Raw genomic sequence first — 26,066 nt, 5'->3', positions numbered from 1 at the left:
ACATAGTGAGGAGCCAGTCCATGCAAGTGTCCCCTTCCGGCACGCGCCAGCCCGTGCGCGCCGCCACCGCCGCCTTTGTCGGCACCATGATCGAGTGGTACGACTTCTACATCTACGCCACCGCCGCCGCGCTGGTGTTCGGCCCGTTGTTCTTTCCCGGCGGCGATCCCTTCCTGAGCACGCTGGCGTCATTCGGCACCTTCGCGGTCGGCTTCTTTGCCCGTCCGCTCGGCGGCATCGTGTTCGGCCATTGGGGCGACCGCATCGGCCGCAAGCAGGCGCTGATGATCACGCTCATGATGATGGGCGTGGCCACCATCGGCATCGGCCTGCTGCCGACCTACGCCACCGCGGGCGCGGTCGCGCCGGTGTTGCTGGTGCTGCTGCGCGTGGTGCAGGGCATCGCCGTGGGCGGCGAATGGGGCGGCGCGGTGCTGATGGCGGGCGAGCATGCCCCCAAGGGCCGCCGCACCTTCTTCGCCTCGTTCGCGCAGCTCGGCAGCCCGGCCGGCCTGATCCTGTCGCTGCTGGCTTTCCGCGCGGTCACGTCGATGGAGCACGACGTGTTCATGGACTGGGGCTGGCGCCTGCCATTCCTGGCCAGCGCGGCGCTGCTGCTGGTGGGCGTGGCGATCCGGCTGGGCGTGAATGAATCGCCCGAGTTCGCGCAGGTGCAGGCGCAGCGCAAGACCGCCAGGCTGCCGCTTGCCGAGGTCTGGCGCACGGCCCGCGTGCCGGTGCTGCTGTGCATCGGCGCCAATACCATCGGCATTGCGGGGGTGTACTTCACCAACACCTTCATGATTGCCTACACCACGCAATACCTGTCGCTGCCCAGGACGCTGATCCTCGACTGCCTGTTCGCCGTCGCCATCATCCAGTTCCTGGCGCAGCCGCTGGCCGCCTGGCTGGCAGAGAAGCTTGGCGGCGCGCGCTTCCTCAAGCTGGCCGCGCTGCTGGCGATGGCTTCACCCTATCCGATGTTCCTGCTGGTGCAGACGCGCCAGGCGCCGGCCATCGTGCTCGGCATCGCGCTGGCGGTGGTGTGCATGGCGAGCTTCTATTCGGTGATCGCGGGCTTTGTCAGCGGTGTCTTCGAAACGCGCGTGCGCTACTCGGCGATCTCGTTGTCCTACCAGGTCTGCGGCGCGGTGGCGGGCGGGCTGACACCGCTGGTGGGGACCATCCTCGCGCAGCGCTTCCAGGGCCAATGGTGGCCGCTGGCGGTGTTCTACACCTTGCTGGCCGGCGTGTCGCTGCTGTGCATCGCCGGCATCGATGCACGCCAGCGCCAGCAACCACAACCGGCCGCGCAAGCCGCGCAGGCCTGACGCCTTTCCACGGACATTGCAAACCCCATGCTGACGTTTTTCCATCCCGAGCAATTGCTGCACCATCCGCAGAGCTACTACTCGCGCGGCAGGATGCGCTCGCCGCAGGAGCTGCCCGCGCGGGCGCAGCGGCTGGTGCAGGCGGCAGAGGCGCTTGGCTTCGCGCTGCACGCCCCCGCCGACCACGGCCTCGCGCCGCTCGCCGCGGTGCACGACCAGCCTTACCTGCAGTTCCTGCAGGACGCCCATGCCAGCTGGCGCGAGCTGCCGGAGGACTGGGGCGACGAGGTCATGTCCAATATCTTCGTGCGCGAGCCCAACGCCCTGCGCGGCGTGCTGGCGCAGGCCGCGCGCTATCTCGCCGACGGCAGCTGCCCGGTGGGCCTGAACACCTGGCGCTCGGCCTACTGGTCGGCGCAGAGCGCGCTGGCCGGCGCCCGCGCGCTGCTGGACGGCGCACGCCGCGCCTACGCCTTGTGCCGGCCGCCAGGCCATCATGCCCGACGCGACGCGGCGGGCGGCTTCTGCTACCTGAACAATGCCGCGATCGCCGCCCAGGCCCTGCGCGCGCGCTTTGGCCGCGTGGCCATCCTCGATACCGACATGCACCACGGCCAGGGCATCCAGGAGATCTTCTACGACCGGGCCGATGTGCTCTACGTGTCGATCCACGGCGACCCGACCAATTTCTATCCGGTGGTCGCGGGCTTCGACGATGAGCACGGCCGCGGCGCCGGCACCGGCCACAACCTCAACCTGCCGATGCCGCACCGTTCGCCCGAGTCCGTCTTCTTCGACAAGCTGGACACGGCGCGCGGCGCCATCAAACGCTTCCAGGCGGACGCGCTGGTGCTGTCGCTCGGCTTCGACATCTACCGCGAGGATCCGCAGTCGCTGGTGGACGTGTCCACCGCCGGCTTCGGCCGCCTCGGCCGCGCCGTTGCGGCACTGGGCCTGCCCACGCTGATCGTGCAGGAAGGCGGCTACCACCTCGATTCGCTCGCCGCCAATGCAACGGCCTTCTTCGGCGGCATCCAACAGCCAGGGACGGGCGTATGAACGCAATCACGATCAATGGCGAACGCCTGTGGCAAGCGCTGATGGACCTGGCGCGGATCGGCGCCACGCCCAGGGGCGGCAATGCGCGCCTGGCCCTGACCGCGCTGGACGGGCAGGCGCGCGACCTCGTCACCGGCTGGATGCGAGATGCCGGACTGACAGTGCGCATCGACCGCGTGGGCAATATCTTCGGGCGCCGGGCGGGCCGCAACGACGCGCTTGCCCCGGTCATGACCGGCAGCCATATCGACACCCAGCCCACCGGCGGCAAGTTCGACGGATGCTATGGCGTGATGGCCGGGCTGGAAGTCATGCGCACGCTCAACCAGCACGGCGTGACCACCGAGGCGCCGCTGGAGCTGGCGATCTGGACCAATGAGGAAGGCGCGCGCTTCGTGCCGGTGATGATGGGATCGGGCGTGTTCGCCGGCGTTTTCCCCGAAGCCACCGCTTTGACGGCAACCGACAACGCCGGCAAGTCCGTTGCCGGCGAACTCGCGGCGATCGGCTATGCGGGCACCGCGCCGGTCGGCAACAAGGTTGGCGCGTACTTCGAGGCGCATATCGAGCAAGGCCCGATCCTCGAGGCCGAGGACAAGGTCATCGGCGTGGTGACGGGGTCGCTTGGCCTGCGCTGGTATGACGTCACGGTGACGGGCATGGAGGCGCATGCCGGCCCCACCCCCATGCCGCTGCGCCGGGACGCCCTGCATGGCGCGTCGTTCCTGTTCCAGGAAGTGGCGAAGATCGCGAACGACTTTGCGCCCCATGGCCGGGGGACGGTCGGGGTGGTCAATGTCCACCCGTCTTCACGCAACGTCATCCCGGGGCGGGTGCAGTTCAGCGTCGACCTTCGCCATCTCGATGGCGGCCAGCTCGACCGGATGGAAGCAAGGCTGCGCGCAGCGTGCGCGGCGCTGGCCAGCGGCAGCACCACAGGTGCCGCGCTGGCGGTGGAAGTCGAAGCGATCCAGCGCTTCGAGCCGACGCCCTTCGCGCCCGAGCTTGTGGCGCATGTCCGGCACGCGGCCGCGGCGCGTGGCTACACGCATTGCGACATCGTCACCGGCGCTGGCCACGACGCGGTCTACCTGGCCAGGGTGGCGCCGACGGCGATGATCTTCGTGCCGTGCAAGGACGGCATCAGCCATAACGAGATCGAGGACGCCAGGCCCGAGCATCTCGAGGCGGGCGCCAATGTGCTGCTTGCCGCCATGCTGGCGCAAGCCCGGGGCTGAGCCCGCATGGGTCGGCCGGACAGGAAAGTGCGTGCGGCGTTACAGCTCGATCATGGCGAATTCGGCCTTGCCGACATCGCATTCCGGGCAGCGCCAGTCCTCGGGGATGTCTTCCCAGCGCGTGCCGGGGGCGATGCCGTCTTCCGGCCAGCCCTGTTCTTCGTCGTAGACCCAGCCGCAGATCACGCACACCCAGGTCTTGTAGGCGACGGCGGCTTCCAATTGATCCTGCTGCAAAACACACTCCTGAATCGGCTATGGAACGGATTGTCCGGGCCGAATCATACCGGTTTTCCGGGCCGGGCCCGTGGCGGCGCCGCACCGTGCGGCGCCGCCGCCCCGGCTAGCCGCGAATGGAGAAGTCCACGCGGTTGGGCGCGCCCTTGTCCTTGATGCCCTCGGCGCTGAGCTTGGGCGCGGTCAGGAACAGCCGGCTCTCCGGCACCTTGCCCTCGCGTTCGAGCGACTGCTTGACCACCAGTGCGCGTTGCTCGGCCAGGCGCTTCAGGTCGGCCTCGGTGACCGTGGCATTGGCCATCAGCAGCTTTTCCATTTCCTCGGGCGGCAGGGATTTGGTGAAGCCGACGAAGTTGCGCGGCTTCTTCATGGACGTGCGCTTGTAGACCTGCTCCAGGTACTTCGGGTACTCCTGTTTCGAGACCTTGATCTCGGCGCCCTGCTCGCCGGCTTCGTCGTTGCCGGCCTCGCCGCCCGCCTGGGCGCTGTCGCGCTGGTCGCGCCGCTTCTGCTCGGCCACGCGCGCATCCAGCCACGCGCGGCGCGCGCCGGCCTCGTCGGTGGCCGGGTCGATGCGGCCGCTGATTTCCAGCCGCAGCGCGGGCCTGTCGTTGAGCGCCTGGCCCAGCTTGGTGATCTTGTCCCTGGCCGCCGGCGTCAGCGCCGCGGTGCCGGGCGCGAACTCGACATAGCCCAGCTCCTCGCCCCCGCCGCCGCCAAAGGCCGAGGCGATCAGCGAGAACGGCGACGTGATCGCCTTGGTCAGCAGGTTGACGATCACGCGCACGATCACGCCGCCGATGCTGAACTCCGGATCCGACAACGAGCCCGACACCGGCAGGTTCACGTCGATCACGCCGTTGCGGTCCTTCAGCAGCGACACCGCCAGCAGCACCGGCAGCTTGGTCGCATCCGGGCTGTCGACGCGCTCGCCGAAGGTGAGCTGGTCCAGGAACAGGTGGTTGCTCGCATCGAGCTTGCCGTTCTCGATCTTGTAGGCCACGTCCACCGTCAGCTTGCCCTTGGTGATCGGGTAGCCGGCGTACTTGGCCGCATACGGCGTGAGCCGCGTCAGTTCCACGCCCGAGGCCTTGGCGGCAATGTCCAGGAACAGCTGCTCACCCAGCGGATTGAGCTTGCCGCTGATATTGACCGGCGCATCGTCGTCGATGCGGCCATCCAGCACCAGGTCGGCCGGCGTGGGGTCGCCCGACGACACCTTGGACACCTTGCCCTTCATGCCGGTCAGGTTGGCCGTGTAGTTGGGCTTGACGAAGAAGTCCGAGAAATTGATATTGCCCTTCTCGACCGAGACCCCGCCGATGCGCACCTGCGGCTTGGGCCCGCCCGGCTTCTGCTCGACCTGGGCCGTGCGCGTATCACCGGTCTGCACCGGCGGCGTTGCCGGCGCCGAGGCCGGGTTGGCCTGCGTCAGGCTGGTGGATGGCGCCGCCTCGCCCTTCTCGGCGCCGCCGGCCATCACGTCCTGCAGGTTCAGGCGGCCGTTGGCATTCAGGATCACGCGGGCATAGAAGTCAGACAGCGCGACATTGCCCAGGCTCACGCGCATCGGGCCCTTGCTCTCGTCCATGGCGAAGTCGATGCCCGACACCGCCAGTGAACGCCAGCGCAGGAAGTCTTCGCCGCTGACGCGGTCCACCGTGCGCACGTTGCCGGTTTGCACGTTGCCGCTGAACTGCGCGGCGATGGGCTTGCCGGTTGGCGCATCGACATTGAGCTTGCCCTTTGCCGTCAGCGTGCCGGTGCGCAGGGCGGCGTTGAAGCGGTCAGCCATGTAGGGCTGGAGCGGGCTCACCTCGACCTCGCGCAGGTCCAGCTGCAGCCGGCTGGCGGGGACGGTCGGCAACACCGTGCCATCGACGCCGATCACGCCGCGGCGACCGGATTCGGCATGCAGCTTGAGCGGCACCGCCGCCGGCGTCAGCGGCCAGGCGACCGCGCCGGTGCTCAGCGCGATATTGCGGAACTGGTGGATCACCGGGCGGCCGCGGTTGGCCCCGGCCGGCTGGTAGTCGGCCAGGCGGGCGCTGCCGCCTTCCACCGTGACCTTGCCGATGTCTGCCTTCCAGCCGCCACCCGCTGGCTTGCCGTTGGTGGCGGGTGCGGCCGCCGCTCCATTCCGGCGCGGCGTGGCGCGCACCTGCTGCGCCGATTCGGTAGCCCACAGGCGCGCCATCTCGATCAGCTCGCCGCTGTGGTCGCGCGTGGCAGCGAGCTGCGGCCTGGCCAGGGTGACCTGGCTGGTGGCGAAGGTCTGCTTGGCCAGGTCGAACTGGATATCGTCCAGCACCAGTTTTTCAGCCTGCAGCAGCGGCAGGTTGGCGCCCTCGCGGTCGGCGGCGCGCTCACGCGCGCGGCGTGCGCCGCGCGGGGCGGCATTGTCGTTGCCGGCGGGTCTTGCACTGGCATCGGCATCGCGTGCGGCGGCCGCCGGCATCGTCACCGGATCGCGCGTGGCCACGTAGAGCGGCGCCAGTTCCAGCCGCGATTTTTCCAGCACGAACTGGAACTGCGGCGTGCCCCACGACATGCGGTAGTTCAGTTCGGCATTGACCGCGGTAGTGCCGAACTGGCTGCGCAGCTCGCGCGGCCACCATGCGGCAAACCCCTGCGGCCGCAGGCCGGTGGTTTCCAGCGTGCCGGCCATCGAGCCGTCGCGCAGCAGCAGGTCGCCGGCATGGTGCAGGGTCTGGCCATCGGCCACGGTCAGCGTGGCCTCGATCCTGGCCGGCTTGTCGCCGTCGGTGCCGGCAAAGCCCTTGACCTCGGCATCGAGCGGGCCGAGTGCAAGCTTGCCCGGGCCCGACGGTGCCAGTGCATCTTCAAAGCCCAGCCGGGCCTGCCTGACGACGATGCGTTCGACCGCATAGCGCCACGGCACGTCTTTTGGCGCCGCCTTGGCCGGCGCCGCCTGCACCCCCGAGGCGGCGGCCGCTGCGGGCGCCGAAGCAGGCGCCGGTGCGGCGGCAGGGGCAGCCGCCGGCGCGGGCGCCACGCCATCCGTGGATTTGCTGACCGCCTGCGGCAGGAACGCCGTGGCCAGGTTCAGCGAGCCATCCGCGCGCCGCGCGGCTTCCACGCCCAGCCCCTCGATCTCCACGCTGCGCAGCTGCGCGCGGTGGGCCAGCGGCTCGAGCTTGCCGATATCCACCGCCAGGCGGCCGCTCTTGACCAGCGGCTGGCCGGCGCGCGTGACGACCTCGGCATCGCGCAACGCGGCCGTGCCCATCACCAGCATCTCCTGCGTGTCCTTCTGCTGGCGGAAGGCCACGGTCAGGCGCGTATCGAGCTTGCCGGACCTGACCTCGGCATCGCGCAGCGGCGGCGCGAACGCCATCAGCCGCGCGATCTCCAGGCCGTCAAGGTTGACCTTGAGCCGGGTCTGGCGCGAATCGGCAAACGGCAGCACTTCGCCGTCCAGCGCCAGCGGCGTGCCGTTGACCCGTGCGCTCAGCGTGGGCCGCGTCACGATCTCGACGTCATGCGGCAGGTTCGACAGGAACGGCAGCGTCAGCGTCAGGTTGTCGACGCGCAGGCTGGAACCGAGCTGCTTGTCGTCATAGCCGAAGCTGCTGCCGGTAACCGCGATGTTGTTGACTGAAAAGCGCGCCGGCTTGGCATCGGGCGGCTTGGGCGGCAGGGCCGCAAGCTTCTCCTGGACATCGGCAAAGCTCATGCGGCCGTCGGCGCCGCGCACCACGTGCACGGCCAGCCGGTCGACGTGGAGGTTGTCCACCACCGGCGCCAGGTGCCAGACCGAGGCCAGCGAGGTATTGGCCTCGGCCTCGCCCAGCGTCAGCGCGGGGGTCTTGCCATCGCGCTCATAGATAGTGAGATCGGTCAGCGTGGCCGCCAGCTCGAACGGGCGCACGTGGACCTTGCCCAGCGTGACCTTGCGCCCCAGCGCCTCGGTCGCGTTCTTTTCAACCAGGTATTTGAGCAGCGGCGGGCCGCCAAAATACCCGGCCAGCCCAAACACCGCGAGCGCCGCGACCACGCCGCCGGCGACGCGCGTCGCCAGCCGCCCGCGTGGCGTGGCAGCCACTGCCTGGATGGATTGCTTGAAAGCCATGTCGTTCCAGAAGATCTGACCCCGCATTCCGGCGCTGCACGATGGTTTGTGCCCCGGATTTCACATTTTTCGACATTATGGCAACGGTTTCGGACAAAGCAAAGAAATCAGAATTGACCTCTCAACGCCGCATGGGCCGATCTGGTATCTTTACGTCCTTTGCGAAGCGTTTCGTCGCAAGCCTGCGGCTTACCCGCCACATCATGCCTGCCTCCCCTGCGCTGTACCCTCCGGCCACACCCATCACGTATTCCGTGCTGCACGCTTCGCATGCGATCTCTTCCATGCGAGTCCATTCATGTCTACCACCAGCAGTACCGCCGCAGGTGTCGGCGCGCCGCGAGCCAGCGCGCGCCCGCTGACCGGCCAGGATTACAAGACCCTTGCCCTTGCCGCGCTCGGCGGCGCCCTTGAGTTCTACGACTTCATCATCTTCGTTTTTTTCGCGACGGTCATCGGGCAGCTGTTCTTCCCGCCGTCGGTGCCGGACTGGCTGCGCCAGTTGCAAACCTTCGGCATTTTCGCGGCCGGCTACCTGGCCCGGCCGCTGGGCGGCATCATCATGGCGCACTTCGGCGACCTGCTCGGCCGCAAGAAGATGTTCACGCTGTCGATCCTGCTGATGTCGGTGCCCACGCTGCTGATGGGCCTGATGCCCACCTACCAGTCGATCGGCCTGGCCGCGCCGGTGCTGCTGCTGGTGCTGCGCATCCTGCAAGGCGCGGCCGTCGGCGGCGAAGTGCCCGGCGCCTGGGTGTTCGTATCGGAGCACGTGCCGGCGCGCCATGTCGGCTATGCCTGCGGCACACTGACCGCGGGGCTGACTGCCGGCATCCTGCTGGGTTCGCTGGTCGCCACCGGCATCAACAGCGTCTTCACCCCGTCCGAGCTGGCCGACCACGGCTGGCGCGTGCCGTTCCTGATCGGCGGCGCGTTCGGCATCGCCTCGATGTACCTGCGGCGCTGGCTGCATGAGACACCGGTCTTCGCCGAACTGCAGAAGCGCAAGGCGCTGGCCGCGGAAATGCCGCTGAAGTCGGTGGTGCGCAACCACCGCGGCAGCGTCGCGGTGTCGATGCTGCTGACCTGGATGCTGTCGGCCGGCATCGTGGTGGTGATCCTGATGACGCCCACCTTCCTGCAGAAGCTGTACGGCTTTGACGCGCGCACGGCGCTGGTCGCCAACAGCGTCGCCACGCTGTGCCTGACGGTCGGCTGTGTCGTCTCCGGCGCACTGGCCGACCGCATCGGCGCGCGCCGCACGCTGTTCGTCGGCGGCCTGCTGCTGGCCATCTGCGCCTACATGTTCTACACCACGCTCTTCACCCGCCCCGACCTGCTGCTGCCGCTCTATGCGCTGACCGGCTTCCTTGTCGGCACCATCGGCGCGGTGCCGTTCGTGCTGGTCAATGCGTTCCCGGCGCAGGTGCGCTTCTCGGGCCTGTCATTCTCGTACAACGTGTCGTATGCGATCTTCGGCGGGCTGACGCCGATGGTCGTCACGCTGATGCTGAAGCAGGATTCGCTGGCGCCGGCCCACTATGTGGTCGCGCTGTGCGTGCTGGGCATGGTGACTGCGCTGTTCGTCAAGGACCGCTCGCGCGGCTGACGCGGCTGCGGCAACGAAAAAGGGAGGGCAGGCGCCCTCCCTTTTTTGTGCGCGCTTGATGCGCATTGGTGCTGCCCGGCTTCAACGCCGGTGCTGGCTGAAAAACTGCCACATCAGCGTGCTGGCATCCGGGCCGATATCGCTGTGGTAGCCATAGCTGGCATCGCCGCCGCTCCAGGCGTGGCCCAGGCCCTCCACTTCCACCAGCGTGACCAGGTCGCGGCGCCAGCGCCCGAAGCGGTATTCATGGGACCGGCCCGGCGCTTCGTCTTCCGGGTCGGACTGCGCGGGCGTACCGGCGAGCCGGTCTTCCAGGCCGTTGTAAGCCAGGAACTGCCGGGCCAGCAGACGGCCATTGACCGGATGGACTGCGTCGTCGGCCAGGCCGTGGACCACCAGCGCGGGCATCTCGGGACCGCCCGGTGTCACGCCGGCGGCATCCAGCAGCCATGACGGATCGGCCGCCGAGCCTTGCTGCATGGCCCGCAGGCCGGCGCGCGGGTTGTCGGCCGCGCCGATGACCACGCCGGAATGCAGCGCCGCGGCCGCCACCTTGCCCGGGTAGCGCAACGCCACCACCGCGGCCATGGCCGCGCCGGCGGACATGCCGGCCAGGTAGATCTCGCGCTCGCGCACGTCGTGGCGCGCAGCCAGCGCATCGATCAGCGCGGCTACCGCCTGCGCCTCGCGTCCGCCCTCGGCGGCGCCCAGGTCGAACCACTGCCAGCAGCGCTGCACCTGGCGCCGCAAGGGCTGTTGCGGGTAGGCCACGATAAATCCCTCGCGCTCGGCCAGCGCATTCATGCGGGTGCCGGCCGACAGGTCATCCGGCGTCTGGCGGCAGCCATGCAGCACCACCACCACCGGCAACGGGCCGCGATGGGCCTTGGACGGTATGTAGAGGTGATACGACAGTTGCGGCACCAGTTCGCCCGGCAGCGGCGCCAGGCGCAGCCTGTGCGCCTGCCAGGTACCGGGCAGGAAACCCGGCGCGGGTGCTGGCCGGGCGGGCCGGAGCTTGCCCGGCGGGCGGTCAGGCCGAGCCGGCGTGAGCGGATTAAGCGAATCCACGCGGTCCAGCCAGGACTTCACCTGGGCTTCCGTGCGGGCTTGCGCACGGCTCAGTCGCCGGATCTGCGTGTGCCAGTCAGCGGCAAAGCTTTTGGTCATGAGGACTCCTGATCGTGTGACGCGATCTCCTCCTGTGCCTTTATTGTTGCATTGCAGCATATCACAATCAGCATTACGCCCGCCGGCGTACTCCCGCGCTTATGGCACAAACGCAACGAGCCTCGCGCCCGCAATGCGAAATTTTTAAACTAGCCACACGAAAGAATGCAGATCGCAGCGAGATGGCTTGCGTTGCCGACGTTTTATACTTGGCCATCGTCACCGGAGGACAATGACACCATGCCGGACAACGGCGCCCCAGCCTGCCTGCTCTGCCTCTTTCGCCACGTTTGCCACAATGCGGGGGCGCAAGCTCCCCTGCCGCACGTGCCGATGGCGCTGCAGCCGGAGCGGGTAGAAGTGCGCACCGGCGAGCATGTGTTCCGCCAGGGCCGCCCTGCGCTGACGGTCTACCCGCTGCGCCATGGCAGCGCCAAGCAGGTCTATGAATCGCCGCTGGGCTGGCGGCAGGTAACGGGTTTTTCGCTGCCCGGCGATGTGCTGGGGCTTGAGCCGCACGAAGGTCCGGTCCATGGGACTGGTGTAATCGCGCTGCAGGATGCAGTGGTTTGTGCGGTCTCGGTCGAATCCCTGCGCACCCTCATGCAGTCCGCCCCATTCCGTGAAACGGTGCTGGAAGCGATGCGCCGCAACGCCGAGCGCGAACGCGTGCTGCTGGTGGCGGTGGGGTCGATGAGGGCGCCACAGCGCCTGGCCATGCTGCTGCTCGACCTCGCCGGCGAGCAGGCGCGCCGCGACGGCAACCGCGACGGCGCGCTGACGCTGGCCATGTCGCGCACGGACATCGCCAGCCTGCTTGGGCTGACCCTGGAAACGGTGTCGCGGCTGCTGTCGCGCTTTGCCTCGGTCGGGCTGATCTCGGTGCGCCAGCGGCACCTGCGCATCATCGACCGCGACGGGCTGGCCGCGGTCTATGCCGACCTGGATCCGGTCCCGCGGCCGGCGGCGGCCAGATCAGAAGCCTACGGCGGGGAGTTCGGCGAACCCCGGCTGGCCTAGGCGGCTGGCCGGGGCTCTGGGGCCAAGGGCTCAGCGGTCCGCCACGCGCTGCCAGCCGGCAGGCGAAAAACTGCGGATGGTCTTGGCGCGCGATGCCGTGCCGGGCCCGAGGTCGCGCTCATAGAAGACGCGGTCGCTGCCGAGCATGAAGGTATGCACGCCGGTATCGCCATAGCGGGCCGGCCAGGCAATCAGGCCGTACTTGGCGTCGCTGCCCTTGGCCGGCGGCAGGATCCGGTAATGGTAGCCGTAGAAAGCATCCGCGGCGGGCGTATCCGGGCCCATGGCAAGCGCATCGGGGCCGATCGGGCTCGCGTCCTGCTCGCTGGCCGCGGGCCAGTACAGGCCGTTGGTCTTGCCCGGCGCGCTGATCAACTGGGTCGCGTAGCGCCCCTGCCCCACCTGCTCCGCGTAGCGCTGCTGGGCATCGGCCAGCTGCAGCAGCGTTTCCATCGTCACCAGTTCATTGCGCCCGAGCCGGCGGCGGCGCACTTCCTGCTGGCCGGCACGCAAGTCGAACTGCCAGCCGTCCTTCTGCTTCGCCAGCGGCACGGGGAAGGTCCATCCGCTCTGCCCGACCGCGATCAGCGCGCGGCGCTCGCCATCGGGCTGCACGGCATGGTGGCGCGCCCAGGCGCCAAGGAATTCGTAGACGTCGTCGCGGTTGATGGAGCCCTCCGGCACCAGCGACTGGTATTGCTTGCCCAGCACGCGCTGCAATGCGTCGCCGTCGCTGCGCGCGATGGCATCACCCAGCGCCTCGGCGGCAGCGTCAGGGCTGGGGAAGACCTGCTGGGCCATCGCCGGCAGGGACAGGGACAGGGCCGCGGCCGCCGCGAGCGTGCGCAGCGCGCGCGCTCCGGCTGCGGCAGAGAAGGGATTAGCGGTCATGTGCATCATGATTTACCTCCGACCATGGCCGAAATGTTCGCCGCCGCCGAGCCGGCCTCCACCGCCGCCGCCCAGTCCACCGCCCTGGTGCACGCCGCCCTGGTGGAGCCCGGCCGGGCGCGCTTGCGGCGCTTCCCGGTGCGGCATCGCCGCGCGCTGGGTCTGCTGGCGCATGCGGTCGCCGTTGCCGGCATCGCGCAGCGCGCTGTCCCGGTTGGCATTGCGGGCACGGTCGCGGGCCTGGGCCTGGTCTGCGCGCTGGCGGTCAGCACCGGCCGGCCGCGGATTCTGCACGCCAGCGCCGGCGGCACCCGGGCGCGAGCGGTCTGCCACCCCGCCCGCATGGCCCGGTATGGATTGTCCGGTACGGCCCTCGAACGACTGCGCGGCGCGCTCTCGCGCCTGGTCGCGCTGGGAAGGCTGGCGTTGCACCCCGCCGCCGGCGGCCCCTACGCGCTGGCCGGGTTGAACACCCTGCTGGCGGCTGGCGAGGCCAGACTGGCGCTGCTGGTCATAGCGACCGCGCACCGCCGCATTGTTGTAGGGAACGTTGCCGCGGTTGGCGGGGTTGTGCTGCCAGTTCACGTTGGCACGGTTGACGTCCAGGCGCTGGTTGACGTTGATGTTGTTGTAGCGGTTCACATTGATGTTGACGTCGTGGCTATTCCAGTTGAACCCGCCCCACATCGCATCGACCGCCGCCACGCCAAGCCCGAAGCCGATGCCCGTTACCAGTGCCGTGGCAAACACGGAGCCGGGCGGCGGCGGGTAATAGGCCGGCGGATACGCGGGGTACGCCCAGGTGCCGTAGACCGTGGTTGGGTTGTAGGTCGGCACGTAGACCACCTGCGGATTGGCCGGCTCGATCTGCACGATCGTGGTGCCGCCGGTGGTCTGCGTCACGACCTTCTGCTGCTCGGTCGTCTTCAGCGTGCCAGCTTTCTGCGCCTGCACCCGCAGCCGCTGCACGGAATCCATCACGTCGTTGGGCTGGGCCAGGAACGCGTCGCCGACCGACTGCACCCACTGCGGCTGGCGGCCCATCATGTCGAGCACGGAGGGGAACGCGGCCAGCGACTGCACGCTGGGGTCCCAGGCCTGGCTGGCGACCGCCTTGGTCGCGGCATCGCCAGACAGGCTGGGATTGGCCTTGGACCATTGCGCCGCAGCTGCGACGTCGGCGGGATAGGTGGCAGCCATCAACACCTGCGACAGCAGCGCATCGGGATACAGGGCAATCGGCGCGGTCAGCTGGTCAAGCTGGGCATTGCTCAGCTTGGACTGCGCCATCGCTGGCCCGAGCGGCGCCATCAGCATCAGCGCCAGGCACCATGCGAAGAGGTGTTTGAAACGGTGCATGTCGGCTCTCCACAAATACGCAGGTGACGGCCTGCTGCCGGGGGGCGCCTCAGCGGCGCTGCTGCGTGCATTCCTGGCGATACGCCTCTTCCAGGCGCTTGCGGTCTGCCTGGCGTTCCAGTGTCGGATATGTGCGCCCGTCGGCAGTGGTTACCGACGACTTGCCGGTGGACCACTGCGGCCCGCCGGGCAGCGCGTTGATCTGGTCCAGCAATGACTGGCAGTGCTGCCGCTGCGACGCAGACACCTTGCCATCAGGTCCTTCCACCACGGCCGTGGCTTCGTCCAGCATCCGTGGCGGCGGCGGGGCCACCATCGGAGTGCCGGCGGCCGCGGCCGCCGATGCAGCACTGGCCGCCCACGCGGGGACGACCACCATGGCGGCGCATGCCAGCACGCCCGCCTTGATCAGAAACTTCGTCAAACCAATACTCCAGAACCCTCCGCGGCACGTGGAAGCGACACCGCGGCGCATTGCAAGAACCGTCCGCCGCTAGCGATCCTTGCCAGTGCCATTGCGGCGGCCGGTACGGTTGCGCATCAGCTCAAGCTTGAGCAGCGCATCCGCAAGCATACTCTTGAGCCGGGCATTCTCTTCCTGCAGCTCGCGCAGCTTGCGGCCGTCACGTACATCACCCTGGCTGGGCTGGCCGTAACGGGCACGCCATCCGTAGAACGAAGCATCGCTGAAACCATAGCGCGCGCACAGCTCACGCACTGGCACGCCGCTGGCCGCCTCGGCCAGGTAGCTGCGGATCTGCTCTTCCGAATACCGTCTGTTCACGAATCTCTCCGCATCACAACGGCGGGCGACAAGCGGCGCCAGCCGCGCCGCCAACTGTGCCGACTCTAGCCCTACGTTAGCCCACGGCCGCGCCAAAAAGCAATTCAGTGTCTTCGCTGCGCGAGTTAAGAAAATTATCTCTGCGCAAGCTGCCGCCGGCGCTGGCGCGCATTGCCAAATTTCGTTAAGCCAATTTGGAATCCAGTTAGATCATTCTCACTGCGCATCGCGGAAACGAAGATGCCGGCCGCCATAACACATGGGCATGACGACCTTCTGCACGGCTGTAATCGTGCATGAATCGCCCGGTGGCCCCGATTTCAAGCCATGTATTGATGTACAGACAAAGAGGTACTAAACAAAATTAGAAGACTGTCATCAATTCAAGTTTCTATGACTTTTGCTGAGCATGTATTAAGATTCCTCGGCACAACTAAATTTCGCACGCCTTCGCGCGGCGCCCTGGCGGCGCCGGCAGAAGAGCGGCCAGGCAGCCCGCACCACCCAGACTGGTGCGCGTTCACGCTGCCAACAGTACCGGGCCTGAAGGATCGAATCGTCACTGCGCCATTTGTCGACGCAAGTCGGACATTTAGGAGTCGTGCCATGCGTTTTCGCAGCATCCTGCCCGGGCTTTTGCCCACCTTTTTTTCATCCGGACATGCCCGCAGCGCGCGCCGTGCATGTCGCTTGCGCCTGTCACTGTCAGGGACCGGATCATTGCCCTGACACCAGGCCGCGCTTGCGCCCTTTGTCCGACCCAGCGCTGTAGGTGTCGGACCAACAAGAAAATAAAGAAAACAAAGTCATGGATCGGGAGAAGTCGGAATGCGTCACGTCAGCACGAAGTTGTTGCATGTCTTTGTCCTGGTCATGGAATACCGGGACCTCAGCGCCGTTGCGGCCTGCACGCAGGGACGCGTGCCGACGGTGGCCTATAGCCTCGCGCGCTTGCGCGAAATCACCGGCGATCCGCTGTTCGTCAAGCGCAACGGGATGCTCGAACCCACACCGCATGCGCTGCGCCTGGAGCAGACGGCGCGGCAGATCCTGGCCAAATGGAACCAGCTGGTGCGCCCCGGCGAGCCTGGCCTGAGCAAGCGCCGTGCCGACGGCAGGCGCGTTTCGATCGGCTTTTCATCGTCGATCGGCGACCCGGTCATCACCGAGATCCTGACCGCACTGTGCGAGCAGTTTCCGCGAGACAGCTTTATCACGCGCCCGGTGATCGCCGACGCCACCCTTGCCGGCCATCTCGGCAGCGGCGAACTGGACTGCGCCTTCATCGTCGACAGCGGCCACGACCCCGAACGCGTGCGCCAGCACAACATCATGGCCACGCCGCGCCGGCTGGTCAGCGCCACGCGCGGCGGCAGCCATGACGAAGGCGAAAGCGACTGGATCCTGCTGCAGGAAGACTGCGAGGCCGGCAGCCCGCTGCGAGCCTTCCTGAGCCGCCAGGCCAGCACTCCGGGGCATCGCGAGACCGTGGTCCCGTCATGGCATACCCAGATCACGCTGCTGCATTCGGCCGGGGGCATCTGCCCGGTGCTGGACTTCAACGTGCCGCTGGTCACGCGCGAGCGCAAGACGCGCCTGCTGGCACCGCCGAGCAGCTTCCCGGAATGGGCGGCACTGCATTTCTGGGCACCGGAGCGCAGCGGCGACAAGGGCGTGCTGCGCGACATCATGGATGTCGGCAGCGCCGTGCTGCGCGACCCGCTCAAGGCCATCGACAGCCGCCGCAACGGGCGCGCCGCAGCCCACGCGCAATCCGCGCTGGCCTGACGCAACGCCCGCAGCACCGGCGCCCGCAAGGCGCTGGCAGCCCGATGGCGCCAGCGCCTTTTGCTTTGGCTGCGCAGCGGCGGCGGCGTTCTTATTACAGTCTTGAGACATTTTTCCGAGCGCTGACCCTGCGCTACACTCGCGCCACTTTGCCCGGTGCAGGCCGCTGCGCCACGGCGGCGCTTTGCGAATCCTCCTAGTTTCGCCAGACCGCGCGGCCGATATCCTGCAATGGCATTGCTGCGGTCCGGCCGTCTCCCGTTTGGCCCGGTCCCGGGGCAATGCACGCAGTTGTCTGGCGTCGTATTGTTTGGCGTCGTTTTTGCGCCGCACGTCTCGCTGACGTGCGGCGTTTTCTTGATGCCGGCGCTGCCACGAACAAGAATCGAGGAGCAACCAGATGACATTGAGGATCCTGCTTGCCGACGACCACCCCCTGGTCAGCGCGGCCGTCGCGGACCGCCTGCATACCCAGACCGGGTGGGAGGTGTGCGGCTGCGTGACCAGCGCGACGGCCTTGCTGAACAGCGTGGAAAGCCTGCGTCCCGATGTCGTGATCACCGACTACCACATGCCCGCGCACGGCGAGGGCAACAGCGACGGCCTGCGCCTGCTTGCCAGCCTGCGGCGGCGGCATCCGTCGCTGGCCGTGATCGTGCTGACCATGATCACCAATCCGCTGGTGCTGCGCTCCATCCTCGACACCCAGGTGCACGGCCTGCTGCTCAAGGACTCGCCCCTGTCAGAACTGGTAACCGTGGTTTGCCGTATCCAGCGGGGCTTCCACTACATCGGCAAATCCGCGCTTGAAGTGCTGTCGCAGGCCGATCCCGGCAACCCGGCCACACCAGGCCAGGCCGGCGCGGAGCGCCTGTCCCGGCGTGAAATGGAAGTATTGCGGCTGTACCTGACCGGACGGTCCGTGAGCGAGATCGCCGTCCTGCTCTGCCGCAGCGTCAAGACCATCAGCCGGCAGAAGAACTGCGCCATGCAGAAGCTCGGCGTCACCAACGACCGGGAACTGTTTGAATTTGCGGCGCTTAACGGCATGCTGCTGACTGCCTGAGCGCCGGCGGCACGGCCGCGGCCGTATCAGGCGGCGTCGGCTGCCTGTGCCGCGTGGGCCTGCGCGTATGCGATGCCGGCCTCCAGCCGCGCCAGGCCGCGCGACAGCTCGCGCATGGTCGACGGCGACACCTCGGCAAGCACATCCTCCAGAAAGGCTGAGCGCAGCGGCATGGCGTGCGCCACCACCTGCTCGCCGGTCCGTGACAGCGTGACATGGGTCACGCGGTTGTCGCGTTCCGAGGTGCTGCGCTCCACCCAGCCAAGTTCCTGCATGGCCTTGAGCTGGCGCGTCAGCGCGCCGGGGTCCATGCCGACCAGGTCAGCCAGCGCCTTCTGGCCGATCGCGCCCTCCTGGTGATGCAGCGCATGCAGGATGCGCCAGCGGGGCAGCGGCAGCCCCAGGCGCTGTTCGAACGCAGCCGCGTAGGCGCGGTAGGTGCGGCCGAACTGCTGCAGTACGGCCACGCTTTGTCGCTCCAGTTCCATCCATTTTCCTCAGGTTACGTTGCAGGCCGGCGCTTCAGTCGGCGGCCATGGCGGGCGCCGGCGCCCGGGTCAGCTTGATCGACGGCACCCGGCGGGCGCACCACACGCCCAGCGCGGCGGCCACCGCAGCCACCACCAGGCCAAGGTGGATGGCAGTGACCAGCGACACGCGCGCCTGTTCCAGCAACAGTGCGCCATTGTGCCCGGCTTGCTCGAGCTGGCCGAGCAACGCGACTTGCGACGCCTTGTCGATCAGCACCTGCGGATCCGCCATGCGCGCCGTCCATTGTCCGGCATTGGCGGCGGACAGCGCATGTTCCACACCGCCGGTATAGCTGCGCGTGACCAGCGTGCCCACGATCGCGGTGCCCACCATGCCGCCTACCATGCGCAGCGATTGCAGCATGGCTGTGGCAATGCCAAGGTGTTCGCGCCCTGCCGTCTGCTGCGCAAACACCGTCAGGTTCGGCATGATAAAGCCGAGCCCGAACCCGCCGATCAGCATGATCGTCAGCAAGACGCCGTGCGGCATGCTGCGCGTCGCCTGCGACAGGCCCAGGCAGGACACCGCCAGCATGCCAAAGCCGGCATAGAGCATGGTATTCGGGCGACGGATGCGCGTAACGATGCGCCCGTTGAGAATGCTGCCAGCGGTGATGCAGACCACCAGCGGCGTGATCAGGATGCCCGCCTCCTTCGGCGAATAGCCAAAGCCGCCCTGGAACAGCAGCGGCGCATAGAGCAGCAGCGCGAACATGGTGAAGCCCGTGAACACCGCCAGCCGGAACAACGGCGCCAGCCCCGGGTTGCGGAACATCTCCACCGGCAGGATCGGGTTGGCACAACGCTGCTCCCACTGCCACAGCGCCACCAGTGCCACCGCCGCCAGCACCAGCAAGCCGCCCGTATAGGCATCGAAGCCGCGTGCCGGCAGCAGTTCAACGCTCAGCTGCACGCACCCCAGCCCGGCTGCGATCAGCAAGGCACCGAGCCAGTCCACGCGGATCGGCCCGCTGTGCGCCTGCTGGCGCAGGTGCGGCAGGTAGCGCCACGCAAACCACAGCCCCAGCACGCCAATCGGCAGGTTGACATAGAACACCGCGCGCCAGCCGTACCACTCCGTCAGCAGCCCGCCCAGCGACGGCCCCACCGCATTGGCAATGCCGAATGCCGCGCTCATCATCACCTGCCAGCGCAGCCGCACATGCGTATCCGGAAACAGGTCGGCAATGCATGCAAAGGCGGTGCCGACCAGCATGCCGCCGCCAATCCCCTGCAGCGCGCGCGCCAGCACCAGGAACGGCATGCTCGGCGCCATGCCGCACAGCGCCGAGGCCACCGAGAAGACCACGATCGATGCCAGCACGAACGGCTTGCGCCCGTAATAGTCCCCCAGCCGCCCGAACACCGGCACGGTAATCACCGATGTCAGCAGGTAGGCCGTGGCTACCCAGGCGTAGTACTCGAAGCCTTGCAGCTCGGCCACCACGGTCGGCAGCGCCGTGCCGACCACGGTCTGGTCCAGCGCCACCAGCATCACCACAAAGGCCACGCCCAGCATGGCCAGCAGGGACTCGCGAAACGGCAGCACCTGGCCGTTGGCCTCAGACTTATCTGGCTGTGGGGTCATTTTATTGCTCGATCAATCGTTGCATTATCAAGCATTATAGGGGCAGATCGGTCAGCCGCGTCATGGCCTTGTGATCGCGAGAAATAAAGTCGGTCGTATGGAAATTTCGGCCCCATCGCCAACCCGGCGCTGGGCGGCTGGCTAACCGACGGCTACGCGTGGTCGTGGATCTTCTACATCAACGTGCCGGTCGGCCCGGTCGCCGCCGCCGTTACCTGGGCGATCTACCGCGACCGCGAAACGCCGACTCGCAAGCTGTCGATCGCGGCTGCGCACTGAGCGATAAGACGACGCACGGCCCGCAGACATGACAGGATGCCTGACTAAGTGGTCGGAGGTGGGAAAGCGATAACCTTGAGTGGTCAGAGGACAATACCGTGCCCGGCCGTTGGCGCGGGGATATCGCACTTCTCGCCAAGCATGTCCATGAGTTCGTGTTCGATCTTCCGGCAGATCTGTGCCATGGGCACATCATTGGCGTTTCCTTCGAACGGGTTCTCCGTGCTTTCGCCCACTTGCTCCAGCGCGAGGTACATCCAGGAGATCATCGTGCTAAATGGAATGACCAGCCAGATCATGTTGCCATGCATGACGCCTGAAACGCTGGCATTGAGCTTTTCGAACTCTGTAAGAATGCCAAAAGGCAGTAGCAGACAAAACGTACGGACAAAGAGCTTGTTGACGACCGCATATTGCCTGGGATACGGATAGTCCTTGATACGCTCCGCCCGTCCTTGCTGCGCGAAGAAGCCTCTGATCGATCCTACCAACTCCAGATAGAAGGTATTGCCGATCTCGCCAGCGTCAAGGAACCGCCTGATCGTCGCTGACTGCGTTCCCAGCAACCGGCTTGTCTTGCTCTCGACGTGCGCAAGCGAGTCGAGTTCGGCCTGTGGCAGATAACGCGCAAGCGCCTCGTCCAATGGAGTCTCCCACTCTGGAACCCGGTAGTACTTCCGGTACTCCACGTTGGATGCCTTGCCCGCGCTTTCCCAGATCCTTGGGGTTCTCAGTTGATAGCGGAGCGCCGTCAGCCATGCGCAATGCCGGAGAACCAGATCCCGCCCGGCCGCCTGCCCTGCCAGAAAGTCCCGGCTCATCACACCCAGACACCGGCTGCCGTTCAAGATCTCAGTCCAGATCTGCTGTGCCTCCAGGGCCCTGCTGTAGGTCTGCACGTTCCGGAAGCCCACGATGAATGACGTGGCGGTGCCCAGCAGCACCACAACCGAGACCGGGATTGACAGCCATTTCAGCCCGAAGAACTGATAAAGGACTACGGGCAGCGAACCGCATGCTAGCGAGGCATAAAGTTGCCGTCTCGACCAGAACGTGAACTCGGATATTGTGTACGATTTTCCCAGGTGCATGGTGCGCATCTCGCGGCGGGGCGGCAGGTCGCGGGTCCGAGGTCCGAACTGCCGGCAGGCAGCACGGCCAACCGCCCTCACCACCGACCAGATCGCTGCCCGGGACCTGATTTTGTGATGGTGATATTGCCAAGAAACGGACGTAGTATCAATTTCCGTCCCACAACCCTTCACGCCACCCTGGAAAACAGCGGCACGGCAAGAGCATGCGGTAGCGCCGCTCTTGCCGGCCGGACAGTGCGCACCGGCATTGCCGGTGCCAAATTGGACGACGACTACTTCACCGGCGTCAGGATCGGCGCGCCCTTGTTCTTGATCAGGAACACGACAAACTTTGCTGGCTGCGTCTTGCTGGCATTGCGTCCGACGGTGTGGATATCGTTGGGACCTTCGTGGAAGGTATCGCCCGCTTTGAGCGTTACCTCTTTTCCGCCCTTGAGGCCCATGACGATGCTGCCCTCGAGCACGTAGACGAAGGCGTGGGCGTCATGGCGATGCACGGGATCGGCACTGCCCGGCGGATACTCCACGATGATCATCTCGGCTTCCTTCCCCGGATATTCGGGCAACGCTTCCTTGACCAGGGGCGTGACACTCGCCTCCGGCGCGGCGGCGGCCGGCTTTGCAACCGTCAGGCACGACAACACAAGTGCTGCCGCAACGGAAGTGACCGTCTTCATGGCATCACTCCAGGTTGGCCTTGTCGAGCCCGAACGCCTTGTCCGACGACCCAGGCACCATGCGGAATGCCACGTTCAGGCGGTTCCAGGTATTGATCGCCCCCACGAGGAAGGTGAGGTCAGACAGTTCCTTCTCGCTGTACTGGGTGCGCACGCGCTCATAGATATCGTCGGGCACGCCTTCGGCGGGAAGCCTGGTCAGCACCTCGGTCCAGGCCAGCGCGGCGCGTTCGCGCGGCGAGAACAGCGTCGACTCGCGCCAGATCGCCACATGATGCAGGCGCAATTCGCGCTCGCCGTGGATCTTCGCCATCTTGATATGCATGTCGACGCAGAACGCGCAGCCATTGAGCTGCGATGCGCGAATCTCGACAAGCTCGCGAATGGGCTGTTCGATCGTGGTCTTCTGGAACAGCGCGCCGAACTCCATGAGCTTCTTGGAAAGTTCCGGGGATTGCTGGAAGTAATTCGTACGTTGGGTCATGTTTGCTCCTGGTGATCTGCTCAATGTGGGACTGACGAACCGGTGCTGCTTACGTGGGCATGCGCCCTGCGGACTATCGTTGCTGCGATTGACGCAGCCATTCCTCTAAGCCGATGCGCCCGAGGCGCGCCTCGCCCAACGGCACCAGCGAATGTTCCTCGACCCGGCCGCCGAAGTAGCGGGCCTCGGGGTCGCGCACGACTTCACGCGGGTCGCCCACCGCCTTGAGATAGCGGGCGACGATCTCGTTGAACGGGGCTCGTTCCGGGCCGGCGATCTCGACGATGCCGTTTCGCGGTGGTGCGAGCGCTACATCGGCAGCGAGTCCGGCGACGTCGTCCGCAGCAATCGGCTGGAACAGCCCAGGCGAAAGGCGGACGACATTTCCTTGCGCACTGGAATCGGCGATGCCGCCGATGAATTCCATGAACTGGGTCGAGCGGATGATGGTGTAGGGGATGCCCGAGGCCTCTATCAGTTTTTCTTGCGCGACCTTGGCGCGGAAATAGCCGTTTTCGGGCGTCCGGTCGGTGCCGACGATGGACAGCGCGACATGGTGCTGAACGCCCGCTGCGGTCTCCGCCGCGTGAAGGTTGCGCCCGGAAGTCTCGAAGAATGCCAGTACCGCCTTGTCTTCAAACGATGGGGAATTGGCAAGGTCGATCACCACCTGGGCGCCGGTCAGGGCCTCCTGGAGCCCCTCGCCAGTGATGCTGTTGACACCGCTCCTGGGCGAGGCGGCCATGACCTCGTGGCCGCCCTGGCGCAGAATGGCGACGGTCTTCGAGCCGATCAGGCCAGTCCCGCCAATGATGACAATCTTCATGATGCTTCTCCGTGCTGAGGAAGGTGGAACGATTCCATGTTAGGGAGCGCGGCATCCCCGCGCCAGATCGACTCGGAGCGCCGGCTCGTGGAATAGTCACGGCGCGGGCAGCAATCGAGCAGCAGCAGGTTGAGGAGCTTCATTGCAGCTCCATGCAGAAGTGGAGGCCCTTGGCGAGCAGGCCGGAACGGAAATAGAAGCGCTGGGCCAGCGCGTTCGCGAGTGCGGTATCCAGGACAAGTCGCTGGCAGCCTTCTGTGCGTCCAAGCTCGCAAAGCGCTTGCAGCAGACGCTCGCCGTGACCCTGCCCCCGGCCCTCGGCATCGGTAATCAGGTCGTCGACGTACAGAAAGCGCCCGTGGATCAGGTTTTCAAGACGCCGATATCCGGCCAGCGCAACAGGTTTGCCGTCGTCCCAGAGCGCGAGCAGCCGGTACCCTTGTCCACTTTGCACCATGACGGTGTCGAGAAAGTCTTCCGGCATTTGCAGCTTGGGGCGCAGTTGCCGCATGACAGGGAAGCAGGCGCGGATCTGGGCCTCCGTTTCCGCATGTCCGAGCGTCAGGTTCTTGGTCATGGTGCCGATGCGTGCTGGTTTGTGCAGCCTTCAATGTAGTTGAGCGATGACACAGTCAACAGGCACATGTTTATCGATTTCAACTAGGCCATCGACCATCGACATATGACGGTATGACCTAAGAGTGGTTTGTCATGCGATCGACCAGGCAGCGAATGATGGGCGTGGCCGACACGACAACCGGCAGCATGGTCAGCCAGGAAACGCTCCAGGACCTTAGCCAGTGCTGAAAGAACAGGCCTTCTTCTGCAAATGGAAGGCTTGCGATGGCAGCAGCGATGGAGCAGGTCAATCCGGCCTGGATAACACCATAGGCGAAATAGCTGTAGCGCGAAGGAATCTTAGGCATGTGAGTCGCCTCTATGCATTCTTTGAACTAGACAGTCATGCACCCTGCCATTGCCGCGCCAGGGGCTGGCGCCCTGGCGCACGACAGGCGCTACGCGGCTGCTCCAACCTTTCCTGCCAACCGCTGCACGGTTTCGTTGGTATCCCACAGCGCGTTTGCGATGAAGCGGAAGTTGACCAGTGCCGCGTGATATCCGTCCCCTTCGGGTAGCTTCGGCCCTGCAACGGCGTCGCGCACGACAGCAACTTCGAAACCTTGCTCCAGCAGATCCCGCAGATGGGATTCGACGCACAGATTGGCGGCCATGCCAGCAAGGATCACCTGGTCGACGCGCTGCTTGCGCAATTGCAGGACAAGGTCGTTGGCCTGCGGGCCGTACAGCTTGTGCGTGGAGCAGATGATGGTCTTGCCATCCTCGATATACGGCTTGAGTTCCGGCATGAAGTCCGCGCCCGAGTCACGGAATCCGTCCAGGTTCAGCGCGCCCGGACGGTCGAACATGCCGATGGCATGCTGGAACATTTCGGCGGGGCCTTGCACTTTCCATGTGTGGTCATGGGGAAAGTAATAGTGGGGAGAGATGGCGACCGTGATGCCCGCCTGTTTTGCGGCCTCGAACAGACGGACTAGGTTGGCCACGAGGTTCTGCTCCGTCACGCTTTCTCCGACCACGCCCCAGCTGCGGCCTTCGGGGCTCATGAAGTCGATCTGCGGGTCAATCACGACGAGCGCGGTGCGTGGCAGGTCCAGCGTAATGCCGGACTTCGGCAGAGCCGGATCAACGGGATCTGCATAGAGGGTGTGGTGGTTGCACATGGGAAGTACCTCTTATGGTGAGCCGATCTGCCGGCGCCTTCGTGGGGTCCGGCAGATGCGGCGTCGTTTCAACTACGGATGAATGCCAACAGGTCGGCGTTGAATCTATCTTTGTGGGTGTCGGTGAGCCCATGCGGCGCACCGGGGTAGACGATCAGCTTCGCGTTCCTGACGAGCTTTGCCGATGCGCGTCCAGCGGCGTCGATCGGCACGATCTGATCGTCGTCGCCGTGGATGATCAGGGTCGGCACATCGATCTTCCTGAGATCCTCGGTGAAATCGGTCTCGGAGAATGCCTTGATCGAGTCGTACGTACTCTTGTGTCCACCCTGCATGCCCTGCGCCCACCATGCGTCGATCAACCCCTGCGACGGCTTTGCACCGGGTCGGTTGAAGCCATAGAACGGCCCCGCCGGCACGTCCTTGTAGAACTGGGACCGATTGGCAAGTTGTGCGGCACGCAGGCCGTCGAATACTTCGATTGGCAGTCCGCGCGGATTGGCGGCGGTCTTCACCATCAAAGGCGGCACGGCTGAAACCAGCACCACCTTTGAAACGCGTCGCGTACCGTGCCGGCCGATGTATCGGGCCACCTCGCCACCACCCGTGGAGAAGCCCACCAGGATAGCGTCCCGCAGGTCGAGCGTCTCGAACACCGTGGCCAGATCGTCGGCATAGGTGTTCATCTCATTGCCATTCCATGGCTGACTTGAACGGCCGTGGCCACGACGGTCATGTGCAACGGCACGGTGCCCTTCCGAAGCAACAAGGATCATCTGGGATTCCCAACTGTCCGAGCTCAGTGGCCAGCCATGACTGAATACAACGGGGCGACCGGCGCCCCAGTCCTTGAAATAGAGCTGGGTGCCGTCCTTTGCCGTGATGTAGCTGCCTGAAGCCTTGCCGCTTGCCTTTGCGGTGTTCGCCTTTTCTGCCGACGGTGCTGCCGCCGCAGGTCCGGGCAAGCCGGAAGCCACCAGCGCGCCGGCTGCGGCCGCGCTGCCCAACAGCAGGTTACGTCGCGATAGGCCTTGGTCGAGGCTGCGATCTGAAGACATGGTGAGACTCCTTTATTGGCGCGTGCGCGCGTTGCCTTGAATAGGTCTGAGCGTCAGGTGCCTGGTCATGGTGCCGATGCGTGCTGGTTTGAGCAGGCTTCAATGTAGTTGGGCGATGACACAGTCAATAGACACATGTTTAT

At 66.2% G+C, this 26,066-nt stretch carries 25 protein-coding genes and 1 pseudogene; 8 read left to right on the top strand and 18 right to left on the bottom strand.

Annotated features, from left to right (window positions below; all coding sequences use genetic code 11):
* Nucleotides 1-20: 20 nt before the first annotated feature.
* The 3 genes from AC3WVS_RS02845 to AC3WVS_RS02835 are packed head-to-tail and all read left to right on the top strand — an operon-like array spanning nt 21 to nt 3,628.
* Nucleotides 21-1,331 (top strand): MFS transporter, encoded by a 1,311-nt coding sequence (locus tag AC3WVS_RS02845; RefSeq protein ID WP_492317297.1) that lies wholly within the window; start codon nt 21-23, stop codon nt 1,329-1,331.
* Between the two features lie 27 nt (nt 1,332-1,358).
* Nucleotides 1,359-2,390: a histone deacetylase family protein gene (locus tag AC3WVS_RS02840; RefSeq protein ID WP_492317296.1), complete on the top strand. Its 1,032-nt coding sequence runs from the start codon at nt 1,359-1,361 to the stop codon at nt 2,388-2,390.
* Nucleotides 2,387-3,628, top strand: a complete 1,242-nt coding sequence (locus tag AC3WVS_RS02835; protein WP_492317295.1) for a Zn-dependent hydrolase — start codon at nt 2,387-2,389, stop codon at nt 3,626-3,628. Before AC3WVS_RS02840 ends, AC3WVS_RS02835 begins: the two co-directional genes overlap by 4 nt.
* Nucleotides 3,629-3,667: 39 nt before the next feature.
* Here the strand turns inward: AC3WVS_RS02835 and AC3WVS_RS02830 are convergent, their stop codons facing one another.
* Both AC3WVS_RS02830 and AC3WVS_RS02825 read right to left on the bottom strand, forming a co-directional pair.
* The gene (locus AC3WVS_RS02830) at nt 3,668-3,850 is read right to left on the bottom strand and encodes a rubredoxin (protein WP_010811065.1); all 183 of its coding nucleotides are present in this window, start codon (nt 3,848-3,850) and stop codon (nt 3,668-3,670) included.
* A 121-nt stretch (nt 3,851-3,971) separates the two neighbouring features.
* Complete coding sequence (locus tag AC3WVS_RS02825; RefSeq protein WP_492317294.1) at nt 3,972-7,985, bottom strand: DUF748 domain-containing protein; 4,014 nt, start codon at nt 7,983-7,985, stop codon at nt 3,972-3,974.
* 271 nt (nt 7,986-8,256) lie between these two features.
* Between AC3WVS_RS02825 and AC3WVS_RS02820 the strand changes: the two genes are divergently transcribed.
* Complete coding sequence (locus AC3WVS_RS02820; RefSeq protein WP_492317293.1) at nt 8,257-9,567, top strand: MFS transporter; 1,311 nt, start codon at nt 8,257-8,259, stop codon at nt 9,565-9,567.
* An 81-nt stretch (nt 9,568-9,648) separates the two neighbouring features.
* On the opposite strand, the gene AC3WVS_RS02815 is transcribed toward AC3WVS_RS02820, so the two are convergent.
* On the bottom strand, nt 9,649-10,737 hold the full coding sequence (locus tag AC3WVS_RS02815; protein ID WP_492317292.1) for an extracellular catalytic domain type 1 short-chain-length polyhydroxyalkanoate depolymerase: 1,089 nt from the start codon (nt 10,735-10,737) through the stop codon (nt 9,649-9,651).
* A 240-nt stretch (nt 10,738-10,977) separates the two neighbouring features.
* On the opposite strand from AC3WVS_RS02815, the gene AC3WVS_RS02810 reads away from it, so the two are divergent.
* A complete protein-coding gene (locus AC3WVS_RS02810; protein WP_492317291.1) occupies nt 10,978-11,757 on the top strand; it encodes a Crp/Fnr family transcriptional regulator in 780 nt (259 codons plus the stop codon).
* A gap of 30 nt (nt 11,758-11,787) precedes the next feature.
* Here AC3WVS_RS02810 and AC3WVS_RS02805 read toward each other — a convergent pair whose 3' ends face one another.
* The 4 genes from AC3WVS_RS02805 to AC3WVS_RS02790 all read right to left on the bottom strand — a co-directional run bounded on the left by AC3WVS_RS02805 (nt 11,788) and on the right by AC3WVS_RS02790 (nt 14,791).
* A complete protein-coding gene (locus AC3WVS_RS02805) occupies nt 11,788-12,657 on the bottom strand; it encodes a DUF2950 domain-containing protein (protein ID WP_492317290.1) in 870 nt (289 codons plus the stop codon).
* 3 nt (nt 12,658-12,660) lie between these two features.
* Nucleotides 12,661-14,007, bottom strand: coding sequence for a DUF3300 domain-containing protein (locus tag AC3WVS_RS02800; protein WP_492317289.1), 1,347 nt, complete (start codon nt 14,005-14,007; stop codon nt 12,661-12,663).
* A 49-nt stretch (nt 14,008-14,056) separates the two neighbouring features.
* Entirely contained in the window at nt 14,057-14,431 is a 375-nt protein-coding gene (locus tag AC3WVS_RS02795) for a hypothetical protein (protein ID WP_492317288.1), read from the bottom strand.
* A gap of 69 nt (nt 14,432-14,500) precedes the next feature.
* The gene (locus AC3WVS_RS02790; RefSeq protein ID WP_492317287.1) at nt 14,501-14,791 is read right to left on the bottom strand and encodes a transposase; all 291 of its coding nucleotides are present in this window, start codon (nt 14,789-14,791) and stop codon (nt 14,501-14,503) included.
* Between the two features lie 828 nt (nt 14,792-15,619).
* Between AC3WVS_RS02790 and AC3WVS_RS02785 the strand changes: the two genes are divergently transcribed.
* Nucleotides 15,620-16,579 (top strand): LysR substrate-binding domain-containing protein, encoded by a 960-nt coding sequence (locus tag AC3WVS_RS02785; RefSeq protein WP_492317286.1) that lies wholly within the window; start codon nt 15,620-15,622, stop codon nt 16,577-16,579.
* A 400-nt stretch (nt 16,580-16,979) separates the two neighbouring features.
* Nucleotides 16,980-17,645: a response regulator gene (locus tag AC3WVS_RS02780; RefSeq protein ID WP_010811055.1), complete on the top strand. Its 666-nt coding sequence runs from the start codon at nt 16,980-16,982 to the stop codon at nt 17,643-17,645.
* Between the two features lie 26 nt (nt 17,646-17,671).
* Here AC3WVS_RS02780 and AC3WVS_RS02775 read toward each other — a convergent pair whose 3' ends face one another.
* Both AC3WVS_RS02775 and AC3WVS_RS02770 read right to left on the bottom strand, forming a co-directional pair.
* Nucleotides 17,672-18,133 (bottom strand): MarR family winged helix-turn-helix transcriptional regulator, encoded by a 462-nt coding sequence (locus AC3WVS_RS02775; protein ID WP_492317285.1) that lies wholly within the window; start codon nt 18,131-18,133, stop codon nt 17,672-17,674.
* Between the two features lie 34 nt (nt 18,134-18,167).
* A complete protein-coding gene (locus tag AC3WVS_RS02770; protein ID WP_492317284.1) occupies nt 18,168-19,763 on the bottom strand; it encodes an MDR family MFS transporter in 1,596 nt (531 codons plus the stop codon).
* A 108-nt stretch (nt 19,764-19,871) separates the two neighbouring features.
* Here AC3WVS_RS02770 and AC3WVS_RS02765 point away from each other — a divergent pair.
* Nucleotides 19,872-20,027: pseudogene (locus tag AC3WVS_RS02765) on the top strand (DHA2 family efflux MFS transporter permease subunit); the annotation flags it as partial.
* Nucleotides 20,028-20,125: 98 nt separating this feature from the next.
* Here the strand turns inward: AC3WVS_RS02765 and AC3WVS_RS02760 are convergent.
* The 9 genes from AC3WVS_RS02760 to AC3WVS_RS02720 form a co-directional block, all read right to left on the bottom strand.
* Entirely contained in the window at nt 20,126-21,133 is a 1,008-nt protein-coding gene (locus tag AC3WVS_RS02760; protein ID WP_035824225.1) for a bestrophin family protein, read from the bottom strand.
* Between the two features lie 275 nt (nt 21,134-21,408).
* On the bottom strand, nt 21,409-21,813 hold the full coding sequence (locus tag AC3WVS_RS02755) for a cupin domain-containing protein (RefSeq protein WP_035824145.1): 405 nt from the start codon (nt 21,811-21,813) through the stop codon (nt 21,409-21,411).
* Between the two features lie 4 nt (nt 21,814-21,817).
* The gene (locus AC3WVS_RS02750) at nt 21,818-22,297 is read right to left on the bottom strand and encodes a carboxymuconolactone decarboxylase family protein (protein ID WP_035824143.1); all 480 of its coding nucleotides are present in this window, start codon (nt 22,295-22,297) and stop codon (nt 21,818-21,820) included.
* A 73-nt stretch (nt 22,298-22,370) separates the two neighbouring features.
* On the bottom strand, nt 22,371-23,123 hold the full coding sequence (locus AC3WVS_RS02745) for an SDR family oxidoreductase (RefSeq protein ID WP_492317283.1): 753 nt from the start codon (nt 23,121-23,123) through the stop codon (nt 22,371-22,373).
* Nucleotides 23,120-23,266, bottom strand: a complete 147-nt coding sequence (locus AC3WVS_RS02740; protein ID WP_161786873.1) for a hypothetical protein — start codon at nt 23,264-23,266, stop codon at nt 23,120-23,122. Before AC3WVS_RS02740 ends, AC3WVS_RS02745 begins: the two co-directional genes overlap by 4 nt.
* Entirely contained in the window at nt 23,263-23,700 is a 438-nt protein-coding gene (locus tag AC3WVS_RS02735) for a GNAT family N-acetyltransferase (RefSeq protein ID WP_492317282.1), read from the bottom strand. Before AC3WVS_RS02735 ends, AC3WVS_RS02740 begins: the two co-directional genes overlap by 4 nt.
* Before the next feature lie 118 nt (nt 23,701-23,818).
* Nucleotides 23,819-24,049 (bottom strand): DUF2798 domain-containing protein, encoded by a 231-nt coding sequence (locus tag AC3WVS_RS02730; RefSeq protein WP_035824137.1) that lies wholly within the window; start codon nt 24,047-24,049, stop codon nt 23,819-23,821.
* A gap of 90 nt (nt 24,050-24,139) precedes the next feature.
* Complete coding sequence (locus AC3WVS_RS02725) at nt 24,140-24,865, bottom strand: cysteine hydrolase family protein (RefSeq protein ID WP_492317281.1); 726 nt, start codon at nt 24,863-24,865, stop codon at nt 24,140-24,142.
* A gap of 68 nt (nt 24,866-24,933) precedes the next feature.
* Entirely contained in the window at nt 24,934-25,923 is a 990-nt protein-coding gene (locus AC3WVS_RS02720) for an alpha/beta fold hydrolase (RefSeq protein ID WP_035824135.1), read from the bottom strand.
* Nucleotides 25,924-26,066: the final 143 nt, after the last annotated feature.

It is taken from the genome of Cupriavidus sp. CPT47-8839-RL05A, assembly GCF_058792255.1.
Note: the sequence above shows the minus strand (reverse complement) of the source record. Positions and strands in the feature narration are given on the sequence as shown.

Bases quoted from the DNA above. Each gene is read 5' to 3' on its own strand.
- AC3WVS_RS02805 (WP_492317290.1), bottom strand. From the start codon at position 12,657: ATGATGCACATGACCGCTAATCCCTTCTCTGCCGCAGCCGGAGCGCGC.
- AC3WVS_RS02755 (WP_035824145.1), bottom strand. From the start codon at position 21,813: ATGAAGACGGTCACTTCCGTTGCGGCAGCACTTGTGTTGTCGTGCCTG.
- AC3WVS_RS02820 (WP_492317293.1), top strand. From the start codon at position 8,257: ATGTCTACCACCAGCAGTACCGCCGCAGGTGTCGGCGCGCCGCGAGCC.
- AC3WVS_RS02720 (WP_035824135.1), bottom strand. From the start codon at position 25,923: ATGTCTTCAGATCGCAGCCTCGACCAAGGCCTATCGCGACGTAACCTG.
- AC3WVS_RS02750 (WP_035824143.1), bottom strand. From the start codon at position 22,297: ATGACCCAACGTACGAATTACTTCCAGCAATCCCCGGAACTTTCCAAG.
- AC3WVS_RS02760 (WP_035824225.1), bottom strand. From the start codon at position 21,133: ATGCACCTGGGAAAATCGTACACAATATCCGAGTTCACGTTCTGGTCG.
- AC3WVS_RS02770 (WP_492317284.1), bottom strand. From the start codon at position 19,763: ATGACCCCACAGCCAGATAAGTCTGAGGCCAACGGCCAGGTGCTGCCG.
- AC3WVS_RS02775 (WP_492317285.1), bottom strand. From the start codon at position 18,133: ATGGAACTGGAGCGACAAAGCGTGGCCGTACTGCAGCAGTTCGGCCGC.
- AC3WVS_RS02740 (WP_161786873.1), bottom strand. From the start codon at position 23,266: ATGAAGCTCCTCAACCTGCTGCTGCTCGATTGCTGCCCGCGCCGTGAC.
- AC3WVS_RS02815 (WP_492317292.1), bottom strand. From the start codon at position 10,737: ATGACCAAAAGCTTTGCCGCTGACTGGCACACGCAGATCCGGCGACTG.
- AC3WVS_RS02845 (WP_492317297.1), top strand. From the start codon at position 21: ATGCAAGTGTCCCCTTCCGGCACGCGCCAGCCCGTGCGCGCCGCCACC.
- AC3WVS_RS02725 (WP_492317281.1), bottom strand. From the start codon at position 24,865: ATGTGCAACCACCACACCCTCTATGCAGATCCCGTTGATCCGGCTCTG.
- AC3WVS_RS02810 (WP_492317291.1), top strand. From the start codon at position 10,978: ATGCCGGACAACGGCGCCCCAGCCTGCCTGCTCTGCCTCTTTCGCCAC.
- AC3WVS_RS02730 (WP_035824137.1), bottom strand. From the start codon at position 24,049: ATGCCTAAGATTCCTTCGCGCTACAGCTATTTCGCCTATGGTGTTATC.
- AC3WVS_RS02780 (WP_010811055.1), top strand. From the start codon at position 16,980: ATGACATTGAGGATCCTGCTTGCCGACGACCACCCCCTGGTCAGCGCG.
- AC3WVS_RS02840 (WP_492317296.1), top strand. From the start codon at position 1,359: ATGCTGACGTTTTTCCATCCCGAGCAATTGCTGCACCATCCGCAGAGC.
- AC3WVS_RS02800 (WP_492317289.1), bottom strand. From the start codon at position 14,007: ATGCACCGTTTCAAACACCTCTTCGCATGGTGCCTGGCGCTGATGCTG.
- AC3WVS_RS02745 (WP_492317283.1), bottom strand. From the start codon at position 23,123: ATGAAGATTGTCATCATTGGCGGGACTGGCCTGATCGGCTCGAAGACC.
- AC3WVS_RS02835 (WP_492317295.1), top strand. From the start codon at position 2,387: ATGAACGCAATCACGATCAATGGCGAACGCCTGTGGCAAGCGCTGATG.
- AC3WVS_RS02785 (WP_492317286.1), top strand. From the start codon at position 15,620: ATGCGTCACGTCAGCACGAAGTTGTTGCATGTCTTTGTCCTGGTCATG.
- AC3WVS_RS02735 (WP_492317282.1), bottom strand. From the start codon at position 23,700: ATGACCAAGAACCTGACGCTCGGACATGCGGAAACGGAGGCCCAGATC.
- AC3WVS_RS02825 (WP_492317294.1), bottom strand. From the start codon at position 7,985: ATGCGGGGTCAGATCTTCTGGAACGACATGGCTTTCAAGCAATCCATC.